13 protein-coding genes are annotated in these 14466 nt (G+C 63.8%); 10 read left to right on the forward strand and 3 right to left on the reverse strand.

Annotation, left to right across the window (positions count from 1 at the left end):
- Window positions 1-27: 27 nt before the first annotated feature.
- Window positions 28-912 carry a heme/hemin ABC transporter substrate-binding protein gene (locus QN085_RS22155; RefSeq protein ID WP_038410153.1) on the reverse strand — a complete coding sequence of 295 codons (885 nt, stop codon included), beginning with the start codon at window positions 910-912 and terminating at the stop codon, window positions 28-30.
- 148 nt (window positions 913-1060) lie between these two features.
- Here QN085_RS22155 and QN085_RS22160 point away from each other — a divergent pair, with 148 nt between their 5' ends.
- Complete coding sequence (locus QN085_RS22160; protein WP_013974265.1) at window positions 1061-1378, forward strand: Rieske (2Fe-2S) protein; 318 nt, start codon at window positions 1061-1063, stop codon at window positions 1376-1378.
- Here the strand turns inward: QN085_RS22160 and sfsA are convergent.
- The gene (gene sfsA / locus QN085_RS22165) at window positions 1368-2081 is read right to left on the reverse strand and encodes a DNA/RNA nuclease SfsA (RefSeq protein WP_013974266.1); all 714 of its coding nucleotides are present in this window, start codon (window positions 2079-2081) and stop codon (window positions 1368-1370) included. The two genes, QN085_RS22160 and sfsA, sit on opposite strands and share 11 nt — an antisense overlap.
- The gene (locus tag QN085_RS22170) at window positions 2081-3253 is read right to left on the reverse strand and encodes a pyridoxal phosphate-dependent aminotransferase (protein ID WP_013974267.1); all 1173 of its coding nucleotides are present in this window, start codon (window positions 3251-3253) and stop codon (window positions 2081-2083) included. The genes sfsA and QN085_RS22170 overlap by 1 nt, the downstream gene beginning before the upstream one ends.
- A gap of 210 nt (window positions 3254-3463) precedes the next feature.
- On the opposite strand from QN085_RS22170, the gene dksA reads away from it, so the two are divergent.
- From dksA to panC, 9 genes are all read left to right on the forward strand, one after another.
- Complete coding sequence (gene dksA, locus QN085_RS22175; protein WP_003259209.1) at window positions 3464-3907, forward strand: RNA polymerase-binding protein DksA; 444 nt, start codon at window positions 3464-3466, stop codon at window positions 3905-3907.
- A 64-nt stretch (window positions 3908-3971) separates the two neighbouring features.
- On the forward strand, window positions 3972-4859 hold the full coding sequence (gluQRS, locus tag QN085_RS22180) for a tRNA glutamyl-Q(34) synthetase GluQRS (protein WP_024087757.1): 888 nt from the start codon (window positions 3972-3974) through the stop codon (window positions 4857-4859).
- A 245-nt stretch (window positions 4860-5104) separates the two neighbouring features.
- Entirely contained in the window at window positions 5105-5281 is a 177-nt protein-coding gene (locus QN085_RS22185; protein WP_003250005.1) for a hypothetical protein, read from the forward strand.
- Entirely contained in the window at window positions 5265-8240 is a 2976-nt protein-coding gene (locus QN085_RS22190) for a sensor histidine kinase (RefSeq protein ID WP_023661523.1), read from the forward strand. Before QN085_RS22185 ends, QN085_RS22190 begins: the two co-directional genes overlap by 17 nt.
- 4 nt (window positions 8241-8244) lie before the next feature.
- Entirely contained in the window at window positions 8245-9687 is a 1443-nt protein-coding gene (locus QN085_RS22195) for a sigma-54-dependent transcriptional regulator (protein ID WP_013974271.1), read from the forward strand.
- Window positions 9688-10579: 892 nt separating this feature from the next.
- Window positions 10580-11968, forward strand: coding sequence for a polynucleotide adenylyltransferase PcnB (locus tag QN085_RS22200; protein ID WP_015271847.1), 1389 nt, complete (start codon window positions 10580-10582; stop codon window positions 11966-11968).
- Window positions 11965-12444, forward strand: a complete 480-nt coding sequence (gene folK, locus QN085_RS22205) for a 2-amino-4-hydroxy-6-hydroxymethyldihydropteridine diphosphokinase (RefSeq protein ID WP_013974273.1) — start codon at window positions 11965-11967, stop codon at window positions 12442-12444. Before QN085_RS22200 ends, folK begins: the two co-directional genes overlap by 4 nt.
- 262 nt (window positions 12445-12706) lie before the next feature.
- Window positions 12707-13507, forward strand: coding sequence for a 3-methyl-2-oxobutanoate hydroxymethyltransferase (gene panB / locus QN085_RS22210; RefSeq protein ID WP_023661348.1), 801 nt, complete (start codon window positions 12707-12709; stop codon window positions 13505-13507).
- Complete coding sequence (gene panC / locus QN085_RS22215) at window positions 13504-14367, forward strand: pantoate--beta-alanine ligase (RefSeq protein ID WP_013974275.1); 864 nt, start codon at window positions 13504-13506, stop codon at window positions 14365-14367. The genes panB and panC overlap by 4 nt, the downstream gene beginning before the upstream one ends.
- Window positions 14368-14466: the final 99 nt, after the last annotated feature.

Raw genomic sequence — 14466 nt, forward strand, 5'->3', positions numbered from 1 at the left:
ACAGTGTGCGTGGCTGGACCCGTTGTTTCATTGGTAGAGGCTGATCTTGGCGGCCGGATAGAAGGTAGCCGCAAGCAACTGAAGTGTTGCCGGCAGGCGTGGCCCGAGCCCGCCGACCAATAGTGTCGGGTCAAGCGATACCAGGCGTTTCTCTCGCACGGCGCGCGAGGTCGCCAGCGCGGGGTTTTCTTTCAGCAACGCCTTCAAGGCTTGGTCATCGGCCAGCGCCCGGTCGGAAAACACGATCACATCCGGGTCCAGCGCAGCCAGTGCTTCGCTGGAGAAATTCTTGTAGCCCTGATGTTCTGCCAAGTTGCGCCCGCCTGCCTGGCTCAGCAGCCAGTCGCCAGCGGTACCCTGCCCGGCGATCAGCGGCTTGGCACCCGCATGCCCGACCAGCAGCAACACTCCTGGCGCCTTCTGCCCGGCCTGGGCCTGCCTGACCCTGGCCTGCAAGGCATCGAGCTGCTGGTGGTAACCCGACGCCAAGACCGCGGCCTGCTCTTCTGCGCCCAGCAATTGCCCCAGATGCTTGAGGTTTTCATCCACCGCCGCCACCTCGGCTTTGCTGGAGAACAGTTCGACCCGCACGCCAGCCTTGCGGATTTGCGCCAGTACCGGTGGCGGCCCCATTTCTTCGGTGCCCACCAGCACATCCGGGCGCAGGCTGAGAATGCCTTCCGCAGACAACTGCCGCTGGTAGCCGACGCTAGGCAGTGACTTCAGCGATTGCGGGTGCTGGCTGGTGGTGTCCACACCCACCAAGCGCGCTTCACCGCCAAGTGCGCTGATCCATTCGCTCAGTGCGCCACCAGCGCTGACCCAACGCTGCGGCAGCTCGGCCGCCAGGGCCTGGGTGGACAGCACAACGCTCGCGCACAGAGCGAGCAAGGCGACAGGACGGCGCATCATCGGGTTCCTTCTGCAGGCGAGCCGCGCGCCTTGTGGCGAGCGACGGAACTGCGCACCATAGGCAGCCGGGCGCAGCGAATATGGACAATTTGATAATTATTCGCATTGAAGCGTCAAGCCATCACTTGTTCCACGAGTCGTCTTTGCCATGCACTTCCTTTGTACCTCCCACGGCCTGGCCGAAGGCCAAAGCCGCGCCTTCAGCGTAGACGGCATCGAACTGTTCGGCGTACGCCGCCAGGGCCAGGTGTACCTCTACCGCAACCGTTGCCCGCACCGCGGCATCCCGCTGAACTGGGTAGAAGATGCGTTTCTCGATGACAGCGCCAGCCTGATTCACTGCGCCCATCATGGCGCGCTGTTTCTGATCGAAAGTGGAGAATGCGTGGCCGGGCCGTGCGAGGGCGAGCAACTGCAGGCCCTGAGCTGCCACGAGGACAGCCAGGGCATCTGGCTCAAGGGGTAAGCAGCACCGGCAGGCGGCGGTCGATGACAATGCCTTCGGAGTCCAGGCGTGCGCCGTAGGCCAGCACCTCCACTCCATCTGAAACTGCCGCGCGCAGGGCCTGAGCATAAGCCGCATCGATTTCCTCGGCCGGGCGCACCGCGTCGATACCGGTCAGGTTCACACAATACAGCTGCACAGCCCGCACGCCTTGCCTGGCCAACTTCGCCAGCTCTCGCAGGTGCTTGGCGCCGCGCTGGGTCACCGCATCAGGAAAGGCCGCGACCGTGCTGGCTGGGTAGCCCAGGGTCACGCTCTTGACTTCGACATAGGCCGGGGCACCGTCGAACTCCAGGCGAAAGTCGATGCGGCTGCCTTCCTCGCCGTAGGCTACCTCACGCCTTAGCGCACTGAAACCGGCCAGTTCGGCGATGATGCCGGCACGCAGGGCCTCTTCGACCAGCGCATTGGCCCGCCCGGTATTCACACAGGCCAGCCGCCCCTGCGGGGTTTCGCTGATTTCCCAAGTGCCCGGGAGCTTGCGCTTGGGGTCGTTGGAGCGGCTGAACCACACCTGCCCGCCTTCACGCATGCAGTTGAGCATGGAGCCGGTGTTGGGGCAGTGGATGGTGAGTTGTTCGCCGCCGGGCAGTTCGATATCCGCCAGAAAGCGTTTGTAGCGGCGCAGCAGGCGGCCCTGTTCGAGTGGGGGATGGAACTGCATCAGCCTTGCCAGCTCCGCAGGCCGCGAGCAATCCGCTGCACCGCCTCTTCCAGGCGCGGCAGGCTCTGGGTGTAGGCAAAGCGCACATGGTGGCCGGCCAGGTGACGGCCGAAGTCCAGGCCCGGGGTGAAGGCCAGGTGCTCGGTCTCCAGGAAGTGCCGGCAGAAGGCGAACGCATCACCGCCAAAGGCACTGATGTCGGCATACAAGTAGAACGCCCCCTGCGGCTCGACGGCAATGCGAAAGCCCAGTTCGCGCAGGGCGGGCAACAGGTAGTCGCGGCGGCGGGCGAACTCGGCGCGGCGCTCCTCGAAAATGGCCAGGGTTTCGGGCTGGAAACACGCCAGCGCGGCATGTTGGGCCATGCTTGGCGCACTAATGTACAGGTTCTGTGCCAGCTTCTCCAGGTCGGCCACCGCGCCAGGAGGCGCCACTAGCCAGCCGAGGCGCCAACCGGTCATGCCGAAATACTTGGAAAAACTATTCAGGACGAATGCCGAGTCGTCCACTTCCAGCACGCTGGGCGCGTCCATGCCATAGGTCAGCCCGTGATAGATCTCGTCCACCACCAGATGGCCGTGCCGTTCACGGGTGGCGCGGGACAGGTTGGCCAGGTCGTCACGCCCCAGCACGGTACCGGTCGGGTTGGCCGGCGAGGCGACCAGGGCTCCGACCGTGTCCTTGTCCCAGTAGCGGTCGACAAGGTCGGCAGTCAGCTGGTAATTCACATCCGGACCCACCGGCACAAGCTGCGCCCCGCCCTCGACCAGGCGCAGGAAGTGGCGGTTGCACGGGTAGCCTGGGTCGGCCAGCAGCCAATGTTTGCCTGGGTCGACCAGCAGACTGCTGGCCAGCAGCAGCGCACCGGAACCACCCGGGGTGATGAGGATGCGCTCAGGGTCGACGCTAAGGCCATAACGCTGGCCGTAGAAACCAGCAATGGCTTCGCGCAGTGCCGGCAGGCCGCGTGCGGCGGTGTAGCGGGTGTGCCCGGCGGCCAATGCTGCCTGGCCGGCGGCAACGATGGGCGCGGCCGTGGTGAAGTCCGGCTCGCCGATTTCCAGGTGGATCACGTCGTGTCCGGCCGCCTGCAGCTCGTTGGCCCGGGCCAGCAGCGCCATGACGTGGAAGGGTTCGATGGCGCGGCTGCGCGCACTGTAGGGGTGGGCCATGACCTTCTCTCAATTGGGTCTAAACTGGAGATTCTACCTCTGCACGCCACCGAACGTGCGGCTCAGGCCGCTGTCAATTACCAGGATCGGGCGGGGTAGCGCACCCCCGATCTATCTGGTAAGTTCGGCGGCTCGCAGTCGCAGGGCCGGCGGGTGCCGGAGATGGAGCAGCCTGCGCATTGGATCAGATGAGTGAGAGGCGGTCTATTCATGTCCACCGTAGAAAAGCAAAAAGCCCAGACCATGTACGGTGTCGAGCCCTACGTAGAATCCAAAGGTGAAGAGTACATGGGCGAGCCCATGAAGAAGCACTTCACCAAGCTTCTCGGCGCCTGGAAGCAAGAGCTGATGACCAGTGTGGACCGCACTGTGGACCACATGAAGGACGAGGCAGCCAACTTCCCAGACCCGGCCGACCGTGCCAGCCAGGAAGAAGAATTCGCCCTGGAGCTGCGCAACCGCGATCGCGAGCGCAAGCTGATCAAGAAAATCGACAAGACCCTCGACAAGATCAAGGCCGACGAGTACGGCTGGTGCGAATCGTGCGGCATCGAGATCGGCCTGCGTCGCCTGGAGGCCCGCCCTACCGCCGACCTGTGCTTCGACTGCAAGGAAATCGCCGAGAAAAAGGAAAAGACGGTCGGCAAAGGCTGATCTTTCTTTCCACCTGAACGGGGCGCATCATGCGCCCCGTTTCATTTATATGCCCAGCCTGACCATGACCCACTCAAGCTACATCGGACGTTTCGCCCCCACCCCCAGCGGCTTCCTGCACTTCGGCTCGCTGGTCGCCGCCCTCGCCTCCTGGCTCGATGCCCGCGCCGTGAACGGCCGCTGGCTGCTGCGCATGGAAGACACCGACCCGCCTCGGGAAATGCCCGGTGCTCGCGATGCGATCCTGCAGACCCTGGAGCGCTACGGCCTGGAGTGGGACGGCGAAGTGGTGTTCCAGAGCCAGCGGCACGATGCCTATGCCGCGGTGGTCGACCGCCTGTTCAACATGGGCCTGGCCTACGCCTGCACCTGCTCGCGCAAGCAGCTTGAGGGTTACAACGGTATCTACCCGGGCCTTTGCCGCAATGCCGGGCATGCTAGGGATGGCGCGGCGATCCGCCTGCGCGTGCCAGAGCTGATCTACCGCTTTACCGACCGCGTACAGGGCGAGTTCCAGCAGCACCTGGGGCGTGAAGTGGGCGATTTCGTCATCCAGCGCCGCGACGGGCTGTATGCCTACCAACTGGCGGTGGTACTGGACGATGCCTGGCAAGGTGTTACCGACATCGTGCGTGGCGCCGACCTGCTCGACAACACCCCGCGCCAGCTTTACCTGCAAGAGTTGCTGGGCTTCTCGCAGCCGCGTTACCTGCATATTCCGCTGATCGTGCAGCCGGACGGGCACAAGCTGGGCAAGTCGTACCGCTCGCCGCCGCTGCAGGCGGACCAGGCGACACCGCTGTTGCTGCGGGCGTTGCGGGCGCTGGGGCAGAAAGCCGACCCCGAGTTGCTGCTGGCAACGCCGGCGGAGGTATTGGCGGTAGCTCGCAAACAGTGGCGGCCCGAGGCGATTGCACAGCGGACCACGGTGCCAGAGGCTGATTTGCGCTGAGGCAGGCCCGGCCCTTTCGCGGGTAAACCCGCTCCCACAGGGCCCTCACCACACCTGAGGAAAGCGCATTACCTGTGGGAGCGGGTTCACCCGCGAAGAGGCCGGCACAAGCAACCCATCCCTCAAAAACAAAAGCCCAATAAATTCAACCTCTTGGCGAACACCATGGATTCCCGCTAGCATCCCCCCAGCCATTTGCGCCAATAATAAGTCCAAGCCCGCAGCGCCCAACCATCGAGGCCAGCATGTACATCTATCGTTTGGTCCTGCTTCTGGTCGTGGGGATCTACCTGTTCTCCCCGGCCATCATGGACTGGTGGATCGAACCGACCGGAGCCTGGTACCGCCCTTACCTGCTCTGGCTGATCCTGATCGTCGTCACCTTCATCCTGCAGAGCCAACGAGATGCCGATGAGCTTTAGCCTGACCCAGATGATCCTGATCAGCGCCGCGTACCTCATGGTGCTGTTCGGTGTGGCCTGGATCAGCGAGCGGGGGTTGATCCCGCGCTCGATCATTCGCCACCCGCTGACCTACACCCTGTCGCTGGGCGTATACGCCAGTGCCTGGGCCTTCTATGGCTCGGTGGGCCTGGCCTACCAGTACGGCTACGGCTTCCTTGCCTGTTACCTGGGGGTGTCCGGCGCGTTCCTGCTGGCGCCAGTGCTGCTCTATCCGATCCTGAAGATCACCCGTACCTACCAGCTGTCCTCGCTGGCCGACCTGCTGGCGTTCCGCTTCCGCAGCACCTGGGCCGGGGCGCTGACCACCATCATCATGCTCATCGGCGTTCTGCCCTTGCTGGCCCTGCAGATCCAGGCGGTAGCCGACTCGATCAGTATCCTTACCGGTGAGCCGGTCAAGGCACGTGTGGCCTTCGCCTTCTGTACGCTCATCATCCTGTTCACCATCTTCTTCGGCTCGCGGCACATCGCCACACGCGAAAAGCACGAAGGGCTGGTGTTCGCCATCGCCTTCGAGTCGGTGATCAAGCTGCTGGCCCTGGGCGGTATCGGCCTGTATGCCCTTTATGGCGTGTTCGGCGGCCCGCACGAACTGGAAGTGTGGCTGCTGCAGAACCAGACCGCCCTGGCCGCTCTGCATACGCCGCTGCAGGAAGGTCCATGGCGCACCTTGCTACTGGTGTTCTTCGCCTCGGCCATCGTCATGCCGCACATGTACCACATGGCCTTCACCGAAAACCTCAACCCGCGCTCGCTGGTCAGCGCCAGCTGGGGCCTGCCGCTGTTCCTGCTGCTGATGAGCCTGGCCGTGCCGCTGGTGCTGTGGGCCGGCCTGCGTCTGGGCGCCACCACCAACCCCGAATACTTCACCCTGGGCCTGGGGCTTGCCGCCAACAACCAGGCACTGGCGCTGCTGGCCTACATCGGCGGCTTGTCGGCCGCCAGCGGGCTTATCATCGTCACAACCCTGGCGCTGTCGGGCATGGCCCTCAACCACCTGGTGCTGCCGCTGTACCAGCCGCCGGCCGAAGGCAACATCTACCGCTGGCTGAAGTGGACCCGCCGCGCGCTGATCGTCGCCATCATCACCGCGGGCTTCATGTTCTACCTCACCCAGAACAACCACCAGAGCCTGGCCAACCTGGGCATCGTCGCCTTCGTGGCCACGTTGCAGTTCCTGCCGGGCGTGCTGTCGGTGCTGTACTGGCCAACTGCCAACCGCCGTGGCTTCATCGCCGGCCTGCTGGCCGGCACCCTGGTGTGGATGGTGACCATGCTGCTGCCATTGCTGGGCAACCTGCAGGGCTTCTACATCCCGCTGCTGGACATGATCTACGTGCTGGACGACACCAGCTGGCACATGGCGGCCATCGCCTCGCTGGCGGCCAACGTGCTGTTGTTCACCCTGATCTCGCTGTTCACCAACGCCAGCAACGAAGAGGTAAGCGCCGCCGAAGCCTGCGCAGTGGACAATGTGCGCCGCCCGCAACGCCGCGAGCTGCACGCCGCCTCGCCACAGGAGTTCGCCACCCAACTGGCCAAGCCGCTGGGCGCCAAGGCCGCACAGAAGGAAGTGGAACAGGCCCTGCGCGATCTCTACCTGCCGTTCGACGAGCGCCGCCCCTATGCCTTGCGCCGCCTGCGCGACCGCATCGAGGCCAACCTGTCCGGCCTGATGGGGCCGAGCGTGGCCCAGGACATGGTCGAGACCTTCCTGCCGTACAAGTCCGGTAACGAAAACTACGTGACCGAGGACATCCACTTCATCGAAAGCCGCCTGGAAGACTACCACTCGCGCCTGACCGGCCTGGCCGCCGAGCTCGACGCCCTGCGCCGCTACCACCGCCAGACCCTGCAGGAACTGCCCATGGGCGTCTGCTCGCTGGCCAAGGACCAGGAAATCCTGATGTGGAACAAGGCCATGGAAGAGCTCACCGGCATCGCCGCCAAGCACGTGGTCGGCTCGCGCCTGGTCACCATCAGCGAACCCTGGCGCGGCCTGCTGCAAGGCTTCATCAACGTGCCAGACGAGCACCTGCACAAGCAGCGCCTGGCGCTGGACGGCCAGCCGCGCTGGCTGAACCTGCACAAGGCGGCCATCGACGAGCCGCTGGCCCCGGGCAACAGCGGCCTGGTACTGCTGGTGGAGGATCTTACCGAAACCCAGGCGCTGGAAGACAAGCTGGTGCACTCCGAACGCCTGGCCAGCATCGGCCGTCTGGCCGCCGGCGTGGCCCACGAAATCGGCAACCCGATCACCGGCATCGCCTGCCTGGCGCAGAACCTGCGCGAAGAGCGTGAGGGCGATGGCGAAATCATCGAGCTGTCCAGCCAGATTCTCGAACAGACCAAGCGGGTATCGCGCATCGTCCAGTCGCTGATGAGTTTCGCCCATGCCGGCGGCAGCCACCAGAACAGCGAAGAACCGGTATGCCTGGCCGAAGTGGCGCAGGACGCCATCGGTCTGCTGGCGTTGAACCGGCGCAATTTCGAAGTACAGTTCTTCAACCTCTGCGACCCGGAGCACTGGGCCGAAGGGGACCCGCAGCGCCTGGCCCAGGTGCTGATCAACCTGCTCTCCAACGCCCGCGACGCATCAAAGCCCGGCAGCGCCGTGCGCGTGCGCAGCGAAGTCAGCGAGCACACCGTCGACCTGATCGTCGAGGATGAAGGCAGCGGGATCCCGAAGAACATCATGGACCGCCTGTTCGAACCCTTCTTCACCACCAAGGACCCGGGCGAAGGAACCGGACTGGGGCTTGCTCTGGTCTATTCCATCGTGGAAGAGCATTATGGGCAAATCACCATCGACAGCCCGGCCGATATCGAACGGCAACGTGGCACCCGGATCCGCGTGACCCTGCCCCGGCATGTCGTAGCGACGTCCCCTGAAATTCGAGACCGTCGAGAGAATTGAATCAATGCCGCACATTCTGATCGTCGAAGACGAAACCATCATCCGCTCGGCCTTGCGTCGCCTGCTCGAACGGAACCAGTACCAGGTCAGCGAAGCCGGCTCGGTGCAGGAAGCCCAGGAACGCTTCAGCATTGCCACCTTCGACCTGATCGTCAGCGACCTGCGCCTGCCAGGCGCACCCGGCACCGAACTGATCAAGCTCGGCCAAGGCACCCCGGTGCTGATCATGACCAGCTACGCCAGCCTGCGCTCGGCGGTAGACTCGATGAAAATGGGCGCGGTGGACTACATCGCCAAGCCCTTCGACCACGACGAGATGCTGCAAGCGGTTGCGCGTATCCTGCGCGACCGGCAGAACGCCCCGGCTGCCGCACCGGCGGCCGAGCCACGCGCCACCAATGGCAAGGCCGCCCCCGCCGACAAAGGCAGCGCGGCGGCCGCCAATGGCGAAATCGGCATCATCGGCTCGTGCCCGCCGATGCAGGACATGTACAGCAAGATCCGCAAGGTCGCGCCCACCGACTCCAATGTGTTGATCCAGGGCGAGTCGGGCACCGGCAAAGAGCTGGTCGCACGCGCCCTGCACAACCTGTCGCGTCGGGCCAAGGCACCAATGATTTCGGTGAACTGCGCGGCCATCCCCGAGACACTGATCGAGTCCGAGCTGTTCGGCCACGAGAAAGGCGCGTTCACCGGCGCCAGCGCCGGGCGCGCTGGCCTGGTGGAGGCTGCCGATGGCGGTACCCTGTTCCTCGACGAAATCGGCGAACTGCCGCTGGAAGCCCAGGCCCGCCTGCTGCGCGTGCTGCAGGAAGGCGAGATTCGCCGGGTGGGTTCGGTACAGTCGCAAAAGGTCGATGTACGCCTGATCGCCGCGACCCACCGCGACCTGAAGAACCTGGCCAAGGCCGGTCAGTTCCGTGAAGACCTGTATTACCGCCTGCACGTGATCGCCCTGAAACTGCCTGCCCTGCGCGAGCGCGGCAGCGACGTCAACGAGATCGCCAGCGCCTTCCTCGCCCGCCAGAGCGCGCGCATCGGCCGCGACGACCTGCACTTCTCGGCCGAAGCCGAGCAGGCCATTCGTCACTACAGCTGGCCGGGTAACGTGCGAGAGCTGGAAAACGCCGTTGAGCGCGCGGTGATCCTCAGCGAGAGTGCGGAAATTTCCGCCGACCTGCTGGGCATCGACATCGAGCTGGGTGACCTGGAAGAGGACGAAATCCTCGACAACGCCCTGGTCGTGGCCAGTTCGGCTAATGCCAGCCATGAGCCGACCGAGGACCTGTCGCTGGAAGACTACTTCCAGCACTTCGTGCTCGAGCATCAGGACCACATGACCGAGACCGAGCTGGCCCGCAAGCTCGGGGTCAGCCGCAAGTGCCTGTGGGAACGCCGCCAGCGCCTGGGCATCCCGCGGCGCAAGAGCAACGCTACCAGCGAATAACCACGCTGCCTGGGCGGGAGGTTCCTCCTGCCCTGATCCCTCTCTATCTGCCGTTCCGGCCTCTTCGCGGGTGAACCCGCTCCCACAGAAATCTCACTGCCCTAAAGGGTGGTGCAATCCTTGTAGAAGCCGGCTTACCGAGATTTAGCGAAACCTGCGCAGTCTCTGTGGGAGCGGGTTCACCCGCGAAAGGGCCAGCAAAGCCAGCGCACACACCCCAGGTAACACATCAGCCCCCGCAAAAATCTGTTACCCAAGCTTTCCGCCGTAACAGTTCCCGAGGCGTACGGTAACGAAATTTCGACATTTTCGACCGCTGAAAAACTGCTCGCCACCTCCAACCCCTTGATTTTACTGGGTTTGCAAAAGTTGGCACGGCACCTGCTATATGTCTGGTACAAGAACAATAACAAGCACTGCAACTCAGAATAAGAACAAGACGAAACGGCTCACGCACAATAAAAACAAGACGGCGGAGGCGCAGCTAACTGATTCTTTTGGAGAGGATGCGTGTTTGGGGCTTGCCCCACAACCAGGCAGAGAACAACAAAAACTGCACTAAAAAGCAGCGCCTGAACTGGTTGGATCGACAGATCAACGTGACATCAGCGACCAAAGCAATCCGTTTGCTCTTAACCCCTGGATTGGGGGTCGTCCACAAGCTTCGAGATTTGTGGACAGGGCACTCAACAAAAACAAGAAGCCCAGCAAAAAAACAATAAGAGCACGCAACGACTTCTTGGGGAGCTTAGGCTCCCCTTGTCGTTTCTACCCTTCTGGCAGGCATCCTGCTACCCGCCTACACCATTCCTTGAGTAAATGCTAGAATCCCCGCCCATCATGCGGCCATTCTCCTATTCTTGGCCGAACATTCCTTCAAACAGTGCATCCCATGCTGAAGAAGCTGTTCCAGTCGTTCCGCCCGCCCGTACCGGGCCCGCACCACAGGCGCACCACGCCTGAGGTGATCAACAAAAGCCAGCACTCGCTGCAACGCCACCAATTCAGCCGCCATGCGGTGAACATCGTGGAACGCCTGCAGAGCGCCGGTTACCAGGCTTACCTGGTCGGTGGCTGTGTCCGCGACCTGATGCTGGGCATCACGCCGAAAGACTTCGACGTCGCCACCAGTGCCACCCCTGAACAGGTCCGTGCCGAGTTCCGCAACGCACGCATCATTGGCCGCCGCTTCAAGCTGGTCCACGTGCATTTCGGACGTGAAATCATCGAAGTCGCAACTTTCCGCGCCCACCATTCGGAAGACGACCAGGGCGACAGCCACCGTTCGTCGCACAATGCCAGTGGCCGCATTCTGCGTGACAACGTGTACGGCACCCTGGAAGAGGACGCGCAACGTCGCGACTTCACCATCAACGCCCTGTACTACGACCCGGTCAGCGAGCGCATCCTCGACTACGCCAACGGCGTGCACGATATCCGCAACCGCTTGCTGCGCCTGATCGGCGACCCTACCCACCGCTATCAGGAAGACCCGGTGCGCATGCTGCGCGCGGTGCGCTTCGCCGCCAAGCTCGACTTCGGCATCGAAAAACACACGGTCCAGCCGATTCGAGAGCTGGCCCCACTGCTGCGCGAAATTCCGCCAGCGCGCCTGTTCGAAGAGAGCCTCAAGCTGTTCCTCTCCGGCCAGGGCGCCATCGTCTTCGAAATGCTGGTCGACCTTCAGTTGTTCGAGCCGCTTTTCCCGGCCAGTTCGCATGCCCTGGACGAGCGCCCGACCTACACCCACACGCTGATCAGCCAAGCGCTGAACAACACCGACCTGCGCGTGAAGCAAGGCAAACCGGTAACCCCGGCCTTCCTCTTCGCCGCGCTGCTGTGGCCAGCCCTGCCGGCCCGCGTGCTGCACCTGCAGAACCAGGGCGTGCCGCCTATCCCGGCCATGAACGGTGCGGCCCACGACCTGATCGCCGAACAATGCGCACGTATCGCCATCCCCAAGCGCTTCACCCTGCCGATCCGCGAGATCTGGGACATGCAGGAGCGCCTGCCACGCCGCAGCGGCAAGCGCGCCGACATGCTGCTGGACAACCCGCGCTTCCGCGCCGGCTACGACTTCCTGCTGCTGCGCGAAAGCGCCGGGGAAGAAACCGACGACCTCGGCCAGTGGTGGACCGACTACCAGGATGCCAACGACAGCGAGCGCCGCGAGATGATCCGCGAACTGGGCAGCCGTGACGAAGGCACCGGCGCCGGCCCGCGCAAACGCAAGCGCAGCGGTGGCAAGCGCAAGCGCAGTGGCGACGAGGCGTTCGAGTGAGTACCCGCGCCTATATCGGCCTGGGCAGCAACCTGGACGCACCTGCCGAGCAGCTGCGCAGCGCCTTGCAGGCCCTCGACCAGGTCGAAGCCACACGCCTGGTGGCGGCCTCGGCCCTGTATACCAGCGATTCGCTGCTGCCCGGCCAGCCGCGCTACACCAACGCCGTCGCCGCCCTGGACACCGCCCTGCCACCGCTGGCCCTGCTCGATGCACTGCAGGCCATCGAGAACGATCAGGGCCGCGTGCGCAAGGAACGCTGGGGCCCGCGCACACTGGACCTGGACATCCTGCTGTTCGGCGACCAGGTGCTCGATGAGCCGCGCCTGAAAGTGCCGCATTACCACATGCATGCCCGGCCTTTTGTGCTGTACCCGCTGGCGGAACTGGTACCGGGCGATTTTCGCCTGGCCGACGGCCGCGCCCTTGCGCAACTGCTTGACGACTGCCCGTTCGTCGGCCTGGAACGCCTGTAAACCGGGCGTTCCAGCCTTGCACACTGGCGCGGTAACGCCAGTAACACCCTGATCGTAACAATGCGGTAACAGGGTGATTGACTTCCCCCACCTCGCTCACGACTATAGGCGTCCCGTGTGGCACCAAAGTGCCGCATACCCGTATTTAGGCCCGGACGGACCTGTGCCCGAACATCACGCGCGATGATGTGCCGCTCCGGAAAATGACTACACGCGTTGAATGCAGTCGTTTCTTACAGCGCCTGAACGAGGAATTTCCTACATGCCTGAAGTAACCCTGACCACCCTCAATGGCCTCAAGGCCAAGGGTGAAAAAATCACCATGCTGACCTGCTACGACGCGACCTTCGCCAAGGCTGCCAGCCAGGCCGGTGTCGAAGTGTTGCTGGTGGGCGACTCGCTGGGCATGGTCCTGCAAGGCCACGACAGCACACTGCCGGTGACCACCGCAGACATGGCCTACCATACAGCCAGCGTTAAACGTGGCAACGACGGTGCGCTGATCCTTGCCGACCTGCCGTTCATGGCGCACGCTACACCAGAGCTGGCCTTTGCCAACAGCGCCACGCTGATGCAGGCCGGCGCCCACATGATCAAGATCGAAGGCGCTGCCTGGCTGGCCGAGACCATCCGCCTGCTGGCCGAGCGTGGCGTGCCAGTATGCGCGCACATGGGCCTGACACCGCAGACTGTCAACGTGATGGGCGGCTACAAGGTCCAGGGCCGCCAGGAAGCCCAGGCCCGGCAGATGCGCGCCGACGCGATCGCCCTGGAACAGGCCGGTGCAGCCATGCTGCTGCTCGAATGCGTGCCCAGCGAACTGGCGGCGGAAATCACCAGTGCCGTATCCATCCCGGTGATCGGCATTGGGGCTGGCAACGGCACCGATGGCCAGGTCCTGGTCCTGCACGACATGCTCGGCCTGTCGCTGAGCGGTCGCGTACCGAAGTTCGTGAAGAACTTCATGCAAGGCCAGCCGGATATCCACAGCGCCCTCGTCGCTTACGTCGAGGCGGTCAAGCAAGTCAGCTTCCCAGGCAGCGAACACGGGTTCAGTGCATGAATACAGTCAAGACCGTCCGTGAACTGCGCGCCGCAGTCGCCCGCGCCCGCGGTGAAGGCAAGCGCATCGGCTTCGTGCCTACCATGGGCAACCTGCACAGCGGCCATGCCGCCCTGGTGACCAAGGCTGCACAGCGCGCCGATTTCGTGGTCGCCAGCATCTTCGTCAACCCGCTGCAGTTCGGCGCCAACGAAGACCTCGACAAGTACCCGCGCACCCTGGCCGCCGACCAGGAGCGCCTGCTCCAGGCTGGCTGCAATCTGCTGTTCGCGCCCAGCGTCGAAGAGATGTACCCCGACGGCATGAGCGTGCAAACCCGCGTCAGCGTACCCCACCTTTCCGAAGGCCTGTGCGGCGCCAGCCGGCCCGGTCATTTCGAAGGCGTAGCCACCGTGGTCAGCAAGCTGTTCAACATGGTCCAGCCCGACCTTGCCGTGTTCGGTGAAAAGGACTTCCAGCAGCTGGCGGTGATCCGCGCCATGGTGCGCGACCTGAACATGCCGATCCAGATCATCGGCGAGCCCACCGTGCGGGCCGAGGACGGCCTGGCGCTGTCGTCGCGTAACGGCTACCTCACGCCGGAGCAGCGTGCTACGGCACCTGCGCTGTACCGCACGCTGCAGCATATCGCTGGAGCCATCCGCCATGGCCAGCGGGACTTTGCCGCACTGGTTGCCGAAGGCAAGGCGCAGTTGACCGCCGCGGGTTTCCGCCCGGATTACCTTGAGGTGCGTCATGCGGTAAGCCTGCGACCCGCGATGATCGATGATCGTGATCTGGTGGTGATTGCGGCGGCTTACCTGGGTAACACACGGTTGATCGACAACCTGTACCTTCATCTGGAAGAGAAGACCGCGTAACGGCCCGGGGCTGCCTTGCAGCCCATTCGCCGGCAAGCCAGCTCCCACCCCGACCGCATCGGCCTCGAGCCATGCGCTATCCCTGTGGGAGCTGGCTTG

The organism is Pseudomonas sp. M2(2023), from assembly GCF_030263955.1.
In the GTDB taxonomy this organism is placed as follows: domain Bacteria; phylum Pseudomonadota; class Gammaproteobacteria; order Pseudomonadales; family Pseudomonadaceae; genus Aquipseudomonas; species Aquipseudomonas asiatica.